Annotated in this window: 20 protein-coding genes and 1 riboswitch; of the genes, 6 read left to right on the top strand and 14 right to left on the bottom strand. The window is 33.2% G+C overall.

Going from position 1 to position 16,459, the window contains the following annotated elements:
* Positions 1 to 7: 7 nt before the first annotated feature.
* From NRK67_15540 to NRK67_15575, 8 genes are all read right to left on the bottom strand, one after another.
* Positions 8 to 619 carry a hypothetical protein gene (locus tag NRK67_15540; protein UUV18682.1) on the bottom strand — a complete coding sequence of 204 codons (612 nt, stop codon included), beginning with the start codon at positions 617 to 619 and terminating at the stop codon, positions 8 to 10.
* Positions 620 to 623: 4 nt separating this feature from the next.
* Positions 624 to 1,097, bottom strand: coding sequence for a phosphoribosyltransferase family protein (locus NRK67_15545; protein UUV18683.1), 474 nt, complete (start codon positions 1,095 to 1,097; stop codon positions 624 to 626).
* 154 nt (positions 1,098 to 1,251) lie between these two features.
* On the bottom strand, positions 1,252 to 1,443 hold the full coding sequence (locus NRK67_15550; protein ID UUV18684.1) for a zinc ribbon domain-containing protein: 192 nt from the start codon (positions 1,441 to 1,443) through the stop codon (positions 1,252 to 1,254).
* Positions 1,440 to 1,799: a YraN family protein gene (locus NRK67_15555; protein ID UUV18685.1), complete on the bottom strand. Its 360-nt coding sequence runs from the start codon at positions 1,797 to 1,799 to the stop codon at positions 1,440 to 1,442. Before NRK67_15555 ends, NRK67_15550 begins: the two co-directional genes overlap by 4 nt.
* 257 nt (positions 1,800 to 2,056) lie before the next feature.
* Complete coding sequence (locus NRK67_15560; protein ID UUV18686.1) at positions 2,057 to 2,683, bottom strand: ribonuclease HII; 627 nt, start codon at positions 2,681 to 2,683, stop codon at positions 2,057 to 2,059.
* A 103-nt stretch (positions 2,684 to 2,786) separates the two neighbouring features.
* Positions 2,787 to 3,719, bottom strand: a complete 933-nt coding sequence (locus NRK67_15565; GenBank protein ID UUV18687.1) for an RluA family pseudouridine synthase — start codon at positions 3,717 to 3,719, stop codon at positions 2,787 to 2,789.
* A 70-nt stretch (positions 3,720 to 3,789) separates the two neighbouring features.
* On the bottom strand, positions 3,790 to 4,800 hold the full coding sequence (locus tag NRK67_15570; protein ID UUV18688.1) for a putative sulfate exporter family transporter: 1,011 nt from the start codon (positions 4,798 to 4,800) through the stop codon (positions 3,790 to 3,792).
* A 121-nt stretch (positions 4,801 to 4,921) separates the two neighbouring features.
* On the bottom strand, positions 4,922 to 5,734 hold the full coding sequence (locus NRK67_15575; GenBank protein UUV18689.1) for an HD-GYP domain-containing protein: 813 nt from the start codon (positions 5,732 to 5,734) through the stop codon (positions 4,922 to 4,924).
* 219 nt (positions 5,735 to 5,953) lie between these two features.
* Positions 5,954 to 6,127, top strand: a riboswitch (cobalamin riboswitch).
* Between the two features lie 101 nt (positions 6,128 to 6,228).
* Here NRK67_15575 and NRK67_15580 point away from each other — a divergent pair.
* From NRK67_15580 to NRK67_15605, 6 genes are all read left to right on the top strand, one after another.
* Complete coding sequence (locus NRK67_15580) at positions 6,229 to 7,371, top strand: helical backbone metal receptor (GenBank protein ID UUV18690.1); 1,143 nt, start codon at positions 6,229 to 6,231, stop codon at positions 7,369 to 7,371.
* A gap of 211 nt (positions 7,372 to 7,582) precedes the next feature.
* A complete protein-coding gene (locus NRK67_15585) occupies positions 7,583 to 9,091 on the top strand; it encodes a cobyric acid synthase (protein ID UUV18691.1) in 1,509 nt (502 codons plus the stop codon).
* Positions 9,081 to 9,854, top strand: coding sequence for a TonB family protein (locus tag NRK67_15590; GenBank protein UUV18692.1), 774 nt, complete (start codon positions 9,081 to 9,083; stop codon positions 9,852 to 9,854). The genes NRK67_15585 and NRK67_15590 overlap by 11 nt, the downstream gene beginning before the upstream one ends.
* 487 nt (positions 9,855 to 10,341) lie before the next feature.
* Entirely contained in the window at positions 10,342 to 11,136 is a 795-nt protein-coding gene (locus NRK67_15595) for an amino acid ABC transporter substrate-binding protein (GenBank protein UUV18693.1), read from the top strand.
* A gap of 2 nt (positions 11,137 to 11,138) precedes the next feature.
* The gene (locus tag NRK67_15600) at positions 11,139 to 11,774 is read left to right on the top strand and encodes an amino acid ABC transporter permease (protein ID UUV18694.1); all 636 of its coding nucleotides are present in this window, start codon (positions 11,139 to 11,141) and stop codon (positions 11,772 to 11,774) included.
* Positions 11,765 to 12,502 (top strand): amino acid ABC transporter ATP-binding protein, encoded by a 738-nt coding sequence (locus tag NRK67_15605; GenBank protein ID UUV18695.1) that lies wholly within the window; start codon positions 11,765 to 11,767, stop codon positions 12,500 to 12,502. Before NRK67_15600 ends, NRK67_15605 begins: the two co-directional genes overlap by 10 nt.
* Before the next feature lie 85 nt (positions 12,503 to 12,587).
* Here the strand turns inward: NRK67_15605 and NRK67_15610 are convergent, their stop codons facing one another.
* The 6 genes from NRK67_15610 to NRK67_15635 all read right to left on the bottom strand — a co-directional run bounded on the left by NRK67_15610 (position 12,588) and on the right by NRK67_15635 (position 16,433).
* Entirely contained in the window at positions 12,588 to 12,887 is a 300-nt protein-coding gene (locus tag NRK67_15610) for a cysteine-rich small domain-containing protein (GenBank protein UUV18696.1), read from the bottom strand.
* Between the two features lie 168 nt (positions 12,888 to 13,055).
* Positions 13,056 to 13,769, bottom strand: a complete 714-nt coding sequence (gene sfsA / locus NRK67_15615) for a DNA/RNA nuclease SfsA (GenBank protein UUV18697.1) — start codon at positions 13,767 to 13,769, stop codon at positions 13,056 to 13,058.
* A gap of 78 nt (positions 13,770 to 13,847) precedes the next feature.
* Positions 13,848 to 15,086, bottom strand: coding sequence for a serine hydroxymethyltransferase (locus NRK67_15620; protein ID UUV18698.1), 1,239 nt, complete (start codon positions 15,084 to 15,086; stop codon positions 13,848 to 13,850).
* Between the two features lie 87 nt (positions 15,087 to 15,173).
* Positions 15,174 to 15,605, bottom strand: a complete 432-nt coding sequence (locus tag NRK67_15625) for a hypothetical protein (GenBank protein ID UUV18699.1) — start codon at positions 15,603 to 15,605, stop codon at positions 15,174 to 15,176.
* 13 nt (positions 15,606 to 15,618) lie between these two features.
* On the bottom strand, positions 15,619 to 15,984 hold the full coding sequence (locus NRK67_15630) for a hypothetical protein (protein UUV18700.1): 366 nt from the start codon (positions 15,982 to 15,984) through the stop codon (positions 15,619 to 15,621).
* On the bottom strand, positions 15,984 to 16,433 hold the full coding sequence (locus NRK67_15635; protein ID UUV18701.1) for an RNA polymerase sigma factor: 450 nt from the start codon (positions 16,431 to 16,433) through the stop codon (positions 15,984 to 15,986). Before NRK67_15635 ends, NRK67_15630 begins: the two co-directional genes overlap by 1 nt.
* Positions 16,434 to 16,459 lie beyond the last annotated feature (26 nt).

The following is a 16,459-nucleotide window of genomic DNA, read 5'->3' on the forward strand; positions in this document are numbered from 1 at the left end:
CACTCTTTTAATTATACTTATATTCCTCTATCTCCTCATCTACTATATCTTTCATATAGGTATCCAGATTTTCCTGGACAAATATCAGCTCACTGCTCATCTCTACCTCTAAGATAGTTAAGCCGCCTATATAATCTCCATTTTCTATGCATTCCTGCACTTTTTTTAAGATAGTTCTATACTCCAAAAACATCATATCAAATTCAGGATACCTAAAATCAATAGCTGTATTTTCCTTCATAGAAGCTAAAACATTGTATACCCATTCCAATCCATTTTCCACCTCTAAGAGGATCTCTACAGCATCTGTGGTCCTATTGCTGTTAAAGCTGGCGGATATTGCCATAAGGGCATCGAAGTATTTTGAGATGAAATCACTCATCCCCCCTAAAGATTCCAATATAATTATCTTGGGAGATTTACTGATAAACTCTACTACTCCTATCTGTTCCTTATTAAAGTGATCGTAATAATCCATCCCTTTCCCATCGATATACACGTCAAATAACATCCTTCCGTCTCTCTCTAAAAGATCTGTTACCTCCTCTAATACCCACGAGAAGCTCTTCTCATCTATATTATTCATCGTTATCTCTCTATTATCTAATATAATTTTCATCTATTTACCTCATTTTTAAATTTATTTTTTTAGCAGTTTTAGATAAAGCCAAGGTAAATACCACTATCTGTATAGTATCGTTATTATTTTTAATCTCAGTTATAAATTCCTTCATGGTTGAACCTGTCGTTATTATATCATCTATTATTAAAACTTTTTTTAACCCTTTTAATCCCTCTATTTTAAAGGCTGATCTTATATTTTTTCTTCTGGCCTCTGAATTCAAGAGTTCGTACATATGCTTAGTTTCTTTGATCCTGCTGCTTTTTATATAGGAATATCTACCAAATTTCAAAAGTTCCTCCACCTGATTAAATCCTCTTTCCATAAGCCTTCTATGGCTTACAGGTATCGGAATTATCCCGTCTATTTTTTCCATTTTCATCAACTTATCCAGCTCGTTGCCTATCAACTCAAAGAGCAGTTCGCCTATATAAAGTTTATTTTTAAACTTATATTCCTCTATTATTTTCTTCAATTTTTTATCATAATTCCAAAGGTAATATATGTCATTAAATCTCTTTAACTTCCCTGTATCCCTTAGGCTTTTATGGCAATTATAACACATATAATGAAGGTTGTCATTGGATTTTTCAGAACAAAGAATACAGTTATTTTTAAAAAATAACTGTCTAATGCTGTGGTTTAGGCTCTTCATCTTTATCTAATATCTTAGCAGAATACATCTCTGTATACCCGCAATTTGAACATATTTTCAGATAATATGTCCCTAATTCCAATCTCAATCCCGGTGTTTTTTCTGCCATAAATGTAGTTTTTACTATATAATCTTCCCCTTCACACTTTAAACATCTAAAATTCATAAACAATCACCCCAAATCGCATTCTCAATATGCTCTATTTCATCTCCTAATATAGATATTATATCGAATCTATATGGAATATCCTTTATTTTTTTCTCCTTCAAATAAACTGCAGCTGTCTTCACCAGTTTTCTCTGTTTGGATCTGGTAACAGACTCCAGTCCATCTCCATACTCTGCATTTTTTCTGTACTTTACCTCTACAAAAACTATCTCACTTTTTTCCCTATCCCTGCATATGAGATCTAACTCCCCATATCTGGAGTAATAATTTCTTCCCAATTCAAAATACCCTTTTTCAGCCAGATAACTCATAGCTATCCCCTCATATTTTGTACCGACTGACCTCTTATCCATCTCTTTCTTCCCTTTCCATCTCGGCTTTTTTATCATTCAATGCACACATACATATAAAGCTTACACATATTAAAGCAGTTATTGCAATACTCTGTAAGATTATCATAACCATAGTTCCCGCCCCCCGACTCAGAATTATTTGTATTATAATATTACTACATATTTTTTTATTTTAAAAATAAAAAATCCTTAAAAAGTTTTAATACTTTCTAAGGACCTCTAGGAAATTATAAATTTAAATTTTTTATATTATTACTTTAAAATAGTGTAGGAGCTAAGATCTTAGTTAAAAAACTATTTCTGTGGCAATCTACTTTCCCATGGCTCAAAAGTGCTTCACGGTGCTGTTTTGTCCCATATCCCTTATGTTTTGCAAATCCGTATTCAGGATAAAGTTCATCATATTTTACCATAATCCTGTCTCTAGTTACCTTGGCTATGATACTTGCAGCTGCAATTGCCAGACTCTTTCCGTCTCCTTTTATTACAAACTCCTGAGGCTCATCATATTCACGGATCTTATGATTTCCATCAATTAAAGCAAGTTCAAATTCTGTTCCCCCGGCCTTTAGATCTTCCACTGCTCTTCTCATAGCAAGAAATGTAGCATTTAAAATATTTATATCATCTATCTCCTTTTCATTAGCTATCCCTACCCCTACTTCACAGTTGGCTAAGATTATATCAAATAAAAACTCTCTTTTTTTCTCAGTCAATTTTTTTGAATCATTTATCATATCAAACTCTTCTACATAGTTTATTATCTTTACGGCAGATGCTACTACAGGCCCTGCAAGAGGTCCACGTCCAGCCTCATCTATCCCAATTATATTATTCCCGTATTCTTTATCAAATTCCAACATGATACTTTTATTTTCTTTCATTATATATTCTCCTTTCTTTTATGAGCCCTATCGTATTTAATATATAAGAAAAAGATTGCTAAAGCAATCTTTTTCTACTGTTTTTTTCTGTTAATTAATTTTTCTACCCGTTAAATTCTAATCCTAGTTTTTTCATTACTTTCTTAAAATCTTCCGGTAGATCTCCTATAATTTCCATTTTTTCTCCTGTAACAGGATGATTAAACTCTAATTTGTATGCATGTAGCATCTGTCTGTCTGCTTTTTTAGAAGCCTTTCCGTATACGTCATCTCCCAAAATCGAGTGATTTAAATATTTCATATGAACTCTTATTTGGTGAGTTCTTCCAGTTTCTAAATCTACCTCTACCAAACTAAAATATTCAACCTCATTTATTACCTTATAATTAGTTATAGCAGTTCTACCATTATCTCTGACAACAGTCATCTTCTTTCTGTCTTTACTGTCTCTACCTATTTGGTTTTCTATCCTACCTTCTTTATTTTTAAGGTTTCCCTTACATATGGCAAGATATGTTTTCTTTATAGTTTTATCTTTAAACATCTCTGTTAATTTAAGATGTGCTTCATTGGTTTTTGCTACAATAATAAGTCCGCTGGTATTTTTGTCCAGTCTGTGAACTATACCTGGTCTGATTACCCCGCTTATAGTAGACAGATCTTTTATATGATGCATTATAGCATTTACTAATGTCCCACTATGGTGCCCTGCTGCAGGATGGATTACCATATCCGGTTTTTTGTTTATTATTACAATATGTTCATCTTCATACACTATATCCAGTGGAATATCTTCAGCAACAACATCTAAAACTTCATCTTCTAATACAGTTACATTTATCTCTTCATTTCCCTTTAATTTGTTTCCAGGACGAGTTTTTTTCTTACCTACGATCTCTACTAACCCGTCTTCTACAAGTTTTTGCGTATACGATTTTGTATACCCCTCTATTTTTTCACTTAAAAAAGCATCCAATCTTGTACCTTTATCCTCTATCTCAGCTTTTAAATTTAATACCTCTTTTATTTCTCTCATATTCTATATCTCCTTCTATTTTTTGTTTATCATCGATTTTACAATTTTTATATAATTAATTTTTTTTCTCTTAATAAAACATTTTTACCAGCCCTGCTCCTAGAGCCAACTGCACCACCATAAGTACCAATGAATATATGATCAGCCTCTTACCGTTCATCAACAAAGTTTTTATATTTATCTTTCCCCCTATTCCAATAAGTGCAAACATCAGCAGATATTTAAAGGTATAGCTGAATATAAGTTTTAAATATTTAACCCCCTCTATATACCACTGCAGATCTATTTTTACAAGCCCATATTCTAAAAGGGTAAAGAAAGCTCCCACAGCCATAAATCCTTTGACAAAAAATGGAAGTTTTATTTTTTTGGATTCTATTTTTTTTTCACCTATAGTTTTTTTCTTTTTTATTCCGGCTATATAGATTAAAACCAGGGGAAAGAATAATAATTTTCCTGTTTTTATCAGGAGTGCCAGTCCCAAAGAATCTGCCCCGATACTATAAGCAGCAGGTATTATATGAATAAATGAACTCAGAGTCCCTCCTATATAGAGAGCCGATTGGGTAGGATCAAATCCTAAGAATCTCGATATCCCAGGCATGATGATCATAGCTGTCAATCCCAAAATATTCATGGCAATGATAGCTAGGGCAAACTCTTCCTCTGGCTCCCCCAGTACTTCTGAAGATCCGGCTATACTTGCTACTCCTCCAGACCCTAACATCAGACCAAACTCTTCTTTTTCACCCATAAATTTAGCCACATACTTGGCTGTAAACAATAACATCACAACCATTAAAAATACAAACCCTATAATTTTAACCCCTAAATCCAGCAGAATTATATAGTTTATCTTTACACCCAGACATGTAATTGCTACAGGTAAGATTTTTTTATTGGCAAAGTTAAATCCGGGATAAAATTTATATGCTTTCGGTCCTAAGAATAAATTCCCTACAATTATACCTAACATCAGTGCCGTATTTATCTCATTCCATCCAAACTTTTTAGATATCCATATGGTTACTACGAGTAAAATTGCAGTTAAACCAAGACCCAGCCCATTCTTTTTTACCATCATCATCTCCTCATTCTATTTTTTAACAACTAGTATTATATCATAATTATAGAGATAATAGTAAAAGCAATTAATAGATGCTGAAGGGGTATCCTATTTATAATTTATATGGATAAAAATTTTAATGCGATTTTTCAAACATAAATGCATCTTCATTTGAATTATATAGATCCATAAATACATTTATAATTTTAGGAGCAAACTGTGTACCTTTATTGTTTATTAGTTCGTCAATGGCTTCCTCACAGGTCAATTGATTTTTATAGGACCTTTTGGATGTCATAGCATGCCAGGAATCAGCTACAGATATAATCTGGGATAACAAAGGAATTTCATCTCCCTTCAATCCCTCTGGATAACCCATTCCATCCCAGCGTTCATGATGATATAGGATATATTTAGAAACTTTTTTTAAACTATCATTTTTAGAGACTATCTCATATCCTATTTTAGAATGATCTTTAATAATTTTGTATTCTCTATCATTTAGTTTTTCTTCCTTATTTAATATTTCAATGGGGACAATAATTTTTCCTATATCATGCATCGTTGCAGCCCAATACAAGTCGTCCAATTCATGACCTTTTAATCCCAAAGCTTCCCCTATTTCGGTACTATAGGAAGCCACAGCTTCAGAATGCCCCTTTGTATATTTATCGTGAAATTCCAAAGCAGTTATAAACGACTGGACAATATCCTGTTGAAGTTTTCTATTTGTTTCTTCCATCTTAAAATAACTACTTCTAATCATCTTAAATAATAAAAATGATGTTAAAATAACATAGAAATAACTTTTATATCTTTCTAGAATAATATAGGTCGACATATCTCTAGTTATTGAATGGAGGATCTCAGCAGATGAAAATATCCAAAAAAATCCAAAGAGCATATACGATATTACAATTTTTAGTAAACTTTTAGACTCATACTTCATAAAATCATCCCTTTTCTTAAATCAATTATTTATTAAAATTTCCCTTGCTATAATTTTTAAAATATACTAATTTAATTATACTTTATTTTTTTCACCTTTGGAAATACAATGTTTTTTTAGTTCTATTTACTCTTTTTATCTTCCTTTTCTTAAAAAAAATCTCAACTCTTTGATGAAATTTTTTGGTGGTGATTTCCATTAAAAGATGTTAAAATATAGGAAATTATATCCACTATAGGTTCATTTTGATTAAAAGGGAAATGGGTTAGATACCCATACGGTCCCGCCACTGTAAAAGTTATGAAACTACATAATCCACTGGATTTTTCTGGGAAGGAGTAGGAGTAAATTAAAACTTGAGTCAGGAGACCTGCCTAATGTGTTTTTATTTTTCTTGCGAGGACAAGAGAATAACTTTTACTCTGTAAAAAGTTTTTAAGTACCTCAAAAGGGTGCTTTTTTTATTCTATAAAATATCATAAGGAGTTAAACATATGTCGAAAATAATCATCTATTTCCTCCTATTTATAAGTTCCTATTCTATGAACTTAAATATCAGTAAATTGGATACTCAGAATAGAAAGGGTACTGTATTCCTGAGTATAAATTCATTTCATAAAATAGGAATAGATTTAACCCGTTCAGAAAATACATTTATTTTAAATACCAATATTGGAAAATATCATCTCAAAGACAACCAAATCATCACTCCCCATAAAAGGTATACATACCTCTCTGAACCATTTATATTTCAGGGAAAATATTACCTCCCGTTAGAACTTATTCTAGAATTAAATGGGTTTCATTTAGAGGGAAATAATATCGTCAGATCTGCTAAACCTAAAAACCCTGATACTCTTCCTGAAAGGGTCATCTCCCTCTCTCCCGGTATCACAGAAAAAATATTTGCTCTGGGAGGGGAAGATCTCTTAGTCGGAAGAACTTCATTTGCTTCATATCCAAAGGAAGTTGAAAGTATCGATATTGTAGGAACTATGTTTGAGCCGAACTTAGAGATAATCCTGGATAAAAACCCAGATATGATTATTGCAGAGACCCATTTCAGAGAAAAATTAATGGCTACTCTAAATTCTTTAAATATCGGAGTAACTAAATACAATACTCCTACAAATATTCCAGAGATTCATAAGAGTATCACAGATTTAGGAGCTCTGTTGGGCAGATCTTTAGAGGGTCGCGGCTTAAATGCATCTTTAAAAGATAAGATCAGCTACACACGATATATATTGAGAGATCAAAAAGTCCCAAAGGTTTACTATGTATTGGGCAGCGGCAAAACCGATATCACCCCGGGGGGAGATACTTTTATCAACGCTCTTATGGAATTAGCCGGAGGAGAAAATACAGCCAAAGAAAAAAGCGGGTGGCGGTATTCCTTGGAGGAACTGATCCTGAATAACCCGGATATTATTTTTGGGAGTCAGAGAAGTATAGACAACATGCTCATGGAGGAAAACTACCATTTTTTAACTGCTATTAAAGATAAAAATTATTATATTATAAAAGATGATAGTATCTTCAACCTCCCTGGTCCTCGGGCTCTTACAGAGGGAATCTATGAGATGGCTAAGATATTTCACCCTGAATCAGCTGAAAAATTAAAATGTATATACTAAAAAAGCAACGTGACGTTGCATCCAAACAAACACAACCTAGGTTTTTATAATCATTTATTCCATAAATTTCATCTCAAAATTCTATGTTTACATAGTAAACTAATAGTATTTTGGTGATGCCTTTACAGGTATAATTTCCCAGATAATAAAAACTTTAACTTCTAATATTTTATCAATAAAAATTTGAATTTACTTCAAGGAGAAAAAAATTATGAGACATAAAAAAATTATGGTTCAAGGAACCGGATCTTCTACAGGAAAAAGTGTTATCGTAGCTGGTTTAGCTAGAATTTTTTATAAAGATGGAAATAAAGTATCACCCTATAAATCCCAGAATATGGCACTTAACTCATATATCGATGGTGATGGATTGGAGATGGGCCGGGCTCAGGTTGTACAGGCAGAAGCCTGCAATACTCCTCCCCGGGCATATATGAATCCTATTTTAATGAAACCCAATTCCGATAACGATTCACAGATCATCATCGAGGGAATACCCCATAAAAATATGGATGCTAAGGAATATTTTAAAAATACAGATTTTTTTAAATCCATTGCCCTGAAGAACTATAAGATCATCGAAGATAATTACGATATAGGTGTTTTAGAGGGGGGAGGGTCCCCTGCAGAGATGAACCTTAGAGATGTAGACCTTGTCAATATGGGGATGGCAGAGTTAATTGACTCTCCCGTTATCCTTGTGGGAGATATTGAAAGAGGGGGAGTTTTCGCTTCCCTCTATGGAACTATTCTGATGTTAGATGAAAAAGACAGGAAGAGGATAAAAGGAATTATCATCAATAAATTCAGAGGTGATATAGATCTTCTCATGCCCGGGATAGAAGATCTGACAGATCGTCTCACGAAAGCAGGAATAGATATACCTGTTTTAGGTGTTATCCCATGGGTACCTCTAAACATTGAGGAAGAGGATATCCTTACACATAAATTCGGTAAAACCCAGGAGAAAAACGACTTAAATATTGCAGTGATCAGGCTGGATAAGATGTCAAACTATACAGATTTTGATGCTCTCTCATACTACAAGGATCTGAGCCTTAATTTTACCCTCTCAAAATCTGAAATTTGTGAGGCTGATATTATTATTATCCCTGGAAGTAAAAATACTATCCAGGATCTTATTAAATTAAAAGAATTAGGAATAGATAAAACTATCATTGAACAGAGTCAAAAAGGAAAGGTCATCGTGGGAATCTGCGGTGGCTACCAGATCTTAGGTCAGGAAATTTTGGACCCCCACATGATTGAATCCAAAGATAAAGTAATAAAGGGATTAGGACTTTTAGACATCACGACTACCATGGAAAAAGAAAAACAGACATTCCAAACTACTGAAAAAATAACCCATAATACAGGCCTTTTAAAGGGTTGTATGGATTGCAGTGTTTCCGGATATGAGATCCACCAGGGAGTTACCCTGTCAAAGGAGAGTTCTATTTTTGAAAATAAACCAAATTTAGGAGTCTTAAAAGATAACGTCTTTGCTACCTATATCCACGGAGTTTTTGATAATTCAATCTTTACCCGGACTTTTATAAATAACATCAGGGGATCTAAGGGATTAGAACCTATAGATGATTATTTTGATTTTGAAAAATTCAAGACAGATGAATATGACAGATGGGAAAAGACTTTGCGTAACTCACTGGATATAGATAAAATATATGAAATTTTAGGAGAAAGTTCCAATGAAATCTAAATTTTTTCTCCTCTCAATTGTACTTCATATGACAGTTTTTCTTGTCTTTTCAAAATTTTCTGATAAGAATTTGAAAAAAGGGGAAAGTTCTCCTAATATCAATGTTAATTTAACCATGTCTGCCCCGGGAAATGCCAATAAAACCTTAGCCAAAATGACTACAAAAAAAGAAAAGAGTCCCGAAAAAAAAATTAAACCTAAAAAAAAGAAAATCAAACCTAAAAAACAAGTGGTTCAAAAAAAGAAAGAAATTATAAAGACAGAACCAAAAATAGTTCAATCTAAAAAAACTAAACCTGAAAAAATAATAAAACCAATAAAACAAAATCAAACTGAAGAAAATAAGAATATAGAAAAAAATAACAGTGAAGTAGAGGTAGTTCAAAATACTCCTGCAAATGATGCTGTTTTAGGAGATCAGGAAAACGATAAAAATTTAATAAAGATTCAAAATGGCCAATATGCTCTCAAAAATCAAAAAGTTTCCGGGATCCATATTGTTATTCAAAAAGAAATTTCACCTGCATATCCGGATCTTGCTCTCAAGATGGGATACAAAAAAGAAACTTTAGTTAAAGTTAAATTTTTAGTGGATAAAAAAGGCAGAATTAAAGATATTAAATTTTATACAAGTTCTAAATATGGCTTTGAATCTGAAGTTGAAAAAGCCTTAAAAAAATGGGTTTTTGAACCTATTCTTTACCATGATAAACCTATGCCGATATATTTTTATAAGGTATTTCATTTTGTTTCTAAGAGTTAAAAATCCATGTTTTCCGCTGTAAAGACCACAATAATATTAAGACATATATCTTCTTTAAAATAAAAAGTTTTAATATTTTTTTAAATATGGATATTTGCTCGTCTCTGGCGGGCAAATTCTATAGCTTTTAATATTTTTACCATGATAAAAGTTCAAGAAAAAATAATTTTTCAAATTATTTTTTTCTTGACATTTATTTTTTTTAGGTGTATCATACTAAAAAATCATACAGGAGGAGAGTCAAATGTTTAACAAATCATTAATTTTTATTACAGTACATCATCATCACCATAGATAAGGATTTGTATTATGATTTAATCATAGTTACAGATCCATGTTGTTTTTCAAAAAAACTTGGTTCTATATCTATGATGATTTAAACGTTAAACTCACACTGTTGTTTAGCCATCTAGATATTCTAGATGGCTTTTTTATTTTCCGGAGATAAAATGATAACAGTCAAAACAAACTTAAGGAGGATTTATTTATGAAAAAAATATTTATAACATTAATTTTAATATTAGCTGGTGTACAATCTTTTGCATTTTCAATGGGACAAAAAGATACTTTAACAAAAATAAAAAAAGATGGTTATTTTACTGTGGGATTAGACGATACCTTTGCACCTATGGGATTCAGAGGAGAAAACGGGAATATTGTAGGTTTTGATATAGACCTGGCCAAGGAAGCTGCCAAGAGAATGGGAGTTGAGGTCAAGTTTAAACCCTGTGACTGGGATGGTATCATCTTCGAACTTAGAAGTAAAAAGATAGATATGGTCTGGAACGGGATGACCATAACAGAGGATAGAAAAAAACAAATTGGTTTTTCTAAATCTTATTTCAGCGGGGAACAAATAATCGTTACTAAAAGCGGCAGTGATATCAAAGAGATAGCAGACCTTGCAGGAAAGACAGTTGGTTTACAGATGGGAAGTTCTTCCTACTTTGCTCTGGAAAAAAATACAGTATATCCAAGTGTAAAAGAAGTTAAAAAATATGGTTCCAATGTAGAAGCTCTTCTGGATTTAGAAGCAGGTAGAACCCAGGCTGTAATAATCGATTCCATGGTTGGAAGATATTATATTGCTAAAAAAGAAAGAAAAGAAAATAAAGATATATTTTCAGTTGTAACTGAACCTTTAGCTGTGGAGTATACAGGTATAGGAATAAGAAAAGAAGATACTACCCTTATTGCCGAGATAGATAAGATCATAGACGGGATGCAAAAAGACGGAACTTATAAAAAAATATATGAAAAATGGTTTGGAAGGAGAGGTTAGATATGACTGATAGCATCTACTACATCGCAAAGGGACTGGATATAACTTTGAGACTTTATTTCATAACAGTATTTTTTTCAGTTCCATTAGGACTACTTCTAGCACTGGGAGAACTTTCTAAGATCTCAATAATAAAAAAGTTTGTAACTTTCTATACATGGATATTTAGGGGTACTCCACTACTTTTACAGCTGTTCTTTATGTACTATGGATTACCGGTAATGGGGATAACGTTATCCCCCCTTGGTGCAGCCAGTATCACCTTTATCATCAATTATGCTGCCTATCTATGTGAAATATTCCGTGGAAGTATTCAGGGTATAAACAGAGGCCAGTATGAAGCAGCAAAGGTATTGGGAATGGGTTATGGACAGACACTGATCAGGGTAATCCTACCCCAGGCTCTTAGGACTGCACTGCCTCCCCTTTCAAATGAGGCTATAGCTCTTATTAAAGATACATCTTTAGTCTCAATAATCGGTACAGCAGAGATCTTGAGAAATTCAAAGGAATTAGTGACAAGGGATTTTACAATAACTCCATTTTTCATCTGTGGAATCTTCTACCTTGTTTTATCTACTTTTATCCTGCTTATCTTCAAAAAATTAGAAAAAAGGATGGCGATCTCATGTCAATAAAAATAAGAAATATCAATAAATCTTTTGGAAACTTAAATATTTTAAAAAACATATCATTGGATATCAATAAGGGAGAGATCCTGTCTATTATCGGCCCATCAGGCAGTGGGAAATCTACCCTCCTCAGATGTCTGATAGATTTAGAGGAAATAGATTCGGGGACATTAGAAGTTTTTAGCCACCCTCTTATATGCAGCAGTAGAAATCCTAAAAAAAAGGAGAGATTTGAAATCCTAAAGAAGATGGGAATGGTCTTTCAATCCTTTAACCTTTTCCCACATAAAACAGCTATAGAAAATGTCATGGAACCTCTCGTAGTTGTAGATAAGATGAAAAAAGAAATGGCTGTAAAAAAAGCAGAAGAACTTTTAATTATGGTCGGGCTGGAAGACAGGATGAACAATTATCCATCAGCTCTTTCCGGGGGACAGCAGCAGAGGGTGGCTATTGCCAGAGTCCTTGCTAGAAATCCAAAAATACTTCTCTTTGATGAGCCTACATCTGCTCTGGATCCAGAGATGGTAAAGGAAGTCCTCACAGTTATTGAATCTCTCAAAAACACAGGAATAACAATGATCATAGTCAGCCATGAGATGGAGTTCGTAAAACAGGTTTCAGACAGAGTAGTTTTTATGGATTGCGGAACTGTCCTCAGCTGCGATATACCTGACAAAATATTCAATTCTGCTAAAAATGAAAGGATCAATAAATTTTTAAATAATTTTTAATTCCAATTATAAGTTATAAAAAGACACTAAAAAAACCCGCCTACAATAGGCGGGTTTTTTAAATATCAAATTAACATTTATAATTTTACTTAATATTTACTTTTTCCTCATCTTTATGCTTCTCCAAATATTCATTTTGTACTATATCGATTACAGTCAACATCTTTTGTTGAACAAAGTCATATCCAGTATCCTTCATATGTGTGATTATACAATTACTACAATCTTTTATCCCATGAGTATACTTAAAATTACCTCCACACTCTTCTCCTAACATATATAATGGACAATAACAGAATAAACAGTTAAATTTACTCTCATCAGCTATTGTATGACATGGAAAATACTCACATTTTTTATTTTGCACAAATTTAAAATTTGCCATTTTTATCCCTCCACTGTGCTACGCACAAATTTGTAATTTATAACGGAAAGAGAAAAAAAATTAAATTCAAAACTTTTTTCTATATCACTGATTCCTCATATTATTCCAAATTTTAATTTGGCTTTGTGTAATCTGTGACTAGTTTTTATCTTTTATTTTTTCTTTCTATTAGTTTTTAATTTTATCCATTATCTCTAGTGTTCCCCTATAATTTATAGTACCATTATCTAGAGATAGTTGTATAGGGTATATTTCCACCCCTGCAGAGATTGCTTTATAAAAATATTCATTGAATTTTGGATCTGTCTCATACCTGGGTCTAAAAATATCCGAACTTCTAAAGACCAGCAAGATCACTGCTGCTCTGTCTCCTGATTCCTTTAGTTCTATGAGCTCCTTCAGGTGTTTCACAGCTCTCTCACTGGGAGCATCTGGGAACATTGCTACCCTGTCTTCTGCCAGGGAAACTCCCTTTACTTCTACCCATATTTTCCTGCCGTCTTTTTCTAAAAGGTAATCCAGCCTGGACTTACCGTATTTTACTTCTGCCTTTAGTTTATCTATCTTTCCTATGGGGGATATCTCAAAATCATTCAATAAATTTTCCGATATATATCTATGAAAACTTGAATTGATAAGGATATCTTCCCCGTCAGAGGCTCTCCCGCTGATGAGATCCCACTTTGTTTTTCTATTGGGGTTAGCTGCCCGTCTAATTTTTACCCTATTTCCTTCATAGAGGAGTTCCTTTATCCTCCCTGAATCATGGACATGAACAATCTCTTCCGAACCATCATCTAATCTTACATGGGCAATAAACCTATTAGGTCTCTCTAAAAATAACCCCTCTTCATCTATTTGTATCTTATATAGTTCCTTCATTTTACACCTCTTTTTATTTTTCAGACAAATCCCAGATTCTCCCCCCTCACCTTTTAATGGGAGGAGGAGAATAAATATCTATTTATATATAGGAAATTTCTCACATAAAGTTTTTACTTCTGCTTTTAGATCCTTTAACCTTTTTTCATCCCCTATTGATTCCAGAGCATAATCTATATAATCAGCGATCTTTTTCATCTCCGACTCCTTCATTCCACGGGTTGTTATAGCCGGAGTCCCCACCCTTATTCCGCTGGTTATAAATGGTTTTTCCGAATCATAGGGAATCCCATTTTTATTTACAGTTATCCCTGCCATCCCCAGTACTTCTTCCGCTGCCTTCCCGGTAATATTTTTAGGAGACAGATCCACCAGCATCAAATGGTTGTCCGTTCCACCACTCACTATCCTATATCCTTTTTCCTCCAAAGCCTTGGCTAAAGTTTTGGCATTTTTTATCACTTGTCTTTGGTAAGTTATAAAGTCTTCACCCAATGCTTCTTTAAAAGAAACAGCCTTTGCTGCTATAGTATGCATCAATGGCCCTCCCTGAATCCCTGGGAAGATAGATTTATCTATCTTTTTAGCTATCTCCTCATCATTTGTCATAATCATCCCTCCACGGGGCCCTCTGAGAGTTTTATGGGTAGTTGTAGTAGTTACATGGGCATAGGGAATAGGACTTATATGTAAATTTGTAGCTACCAATCCCGCTATATGAGCCATATCAACCATAAGGTATGCTCCTACTTCATCGGCTATCTCCCTGAATTTTTTAAAATCTATTGTTCTTGAATATGCACTGGCACCTGCTATGATCAACTTAGGTCTAGCTTCGTGGGCAATCTGTCTCAATTCATCATAATCTATCGTCTCTGTTTTTTTATCTACACTATAAAATACAGCATTATAATCCTGTCCTGAAAAATTTACATTTTTACCATGAGTCAAATGACCACCGTGATCTAGTCTCATCCCTAATATTGTATCTCCTAAACCGATAAGAGCTTTGTATACAGCCATATTAGCCTGAGACCCAGAATGGGGCTGTACATTTACATATTTTACCCCGAATAATTCAGCTGCTCTGGCTATAGCTAATTTTTCTACTACATCCATATATTCGCAGCCCCCATAATATCTTTTTCCAGAATACCCTTCAGCATATTTATTGGTCATCACACTTCCATTGGCTTCCATCACAGCTTTGGAAACTAAATTTTCTGATGCAATTAACTCTATCCCATCTTCCTGTCTTTTCTCTTCTTCTTTTATAGCTTCATATACATCTTCATCTATTTCTTTTAAATATTCCATATTAGTCCTCCATCTTCTATTTATTTTCTAATAAAAGTATACAATATTTTTTTTCAAAACAAAACAAAAGTCATGGTTTCCCATGACTTAATTTTTGTTTATTTCTACATCTATAGTTGTCTTTTTTACCGCTCCACGATTAACCATATAGAGGTCCTTGGCCTTTAAATAGTCCTCCTTAGAGATGTATTTTCTCACATCTATTTGAGTTTTCAATTGGTTCTTTTTCATATTTGCATTTATCTGGCCTACCTCATCAAATAGCTGGTTGATTTTAAACCAATTCTTTTCCGGATCGTCTATCAATAATTTATTTATTTCCAACTCTTTCTGGTCCAATTCAATAAGCATTATCCTATGTTTTTTCAATGCTGTATTCAAGATATTCTTTGCATTTTCTATATTTTCATCACTTATTCCAATTGTTGATAGTTCCTTTTCCATATTACTTATAGATATACTTGAATAGGAGAATATCGATCCTAGTAGCATCAACCCCAGTATTATATATCTTCTCATCAAAATTTCCTCCCTACATTTTAAAATCGCTTACAAAAAAATCTTCCTCTTTAACATTTGACAGTTTTTTCCCTTTCAATAAACTATCATCAAAAAGATTCATCTCTACTGCATTTTTCCCCTCTAAATATTTAGGCAGATCATTTCTATTGCTTACTGTTTTTACAAGGCCTTGACTTGCTCTGACATTTTGCGGCTGACTGATATCTCTTATTTGATACAGTGCTGAAGTAGATACTATTCCTACAATAAATAACGAAAGCCCAATAGCACTATTTCTTTTATTTTTGTGTTTCTCTTCCTCCAATAAAGTCTTATATATATTGACTTTTATCCTTGCCTTCATCTCTACATTTGTTTTTTCTCTAAAATCATCCATTATAATCCCCCCATCTCCTTCAAGCCTTTATAGTAGACCGATTTTACTGTTGAGAGTTTCATATCTTTTATCTTACCTATCTCCCTAAGTTTATAACCGTATATATCTTTCATGAGTATTATCTCCCTCTCCCTTTCAGATATTAATTGCAGCTTTTCCTCTAACACTATCTTTGTAGTTACATCTTCATTGTCCTCTACACTCAGTACCTCTTCATTTAGTTCAAATGTCTCCTTCTTTCTCCTAAAAAAATCATAGGTTTTATTGATAGCTATCCGATATACCCATGTGTAGACTCCACTCTCATTTCTAAATTTTTTCAAATTTTTATAGACAGTTAAAAATACATCTTGGGCTATATCCTCTGCGTCTTCCTTGTTTTTCACCATTCCCAGTATTTTATTGTAGATCCTACTAAAATACGTCTCAAATATCTCATCAAAATTCATAATTTCATTCTCCTATACTACTTTGA

It is taken from the genome of Fusobacteria bacterium ZRK30 (genome assembly GCA_024628785.1).
Classification (GTDB): Bacteria; Fusobacteriota; Fusobacteriia; order Fusobacteriales; family Fusobacteriaceae; genus Psychrilyobacter.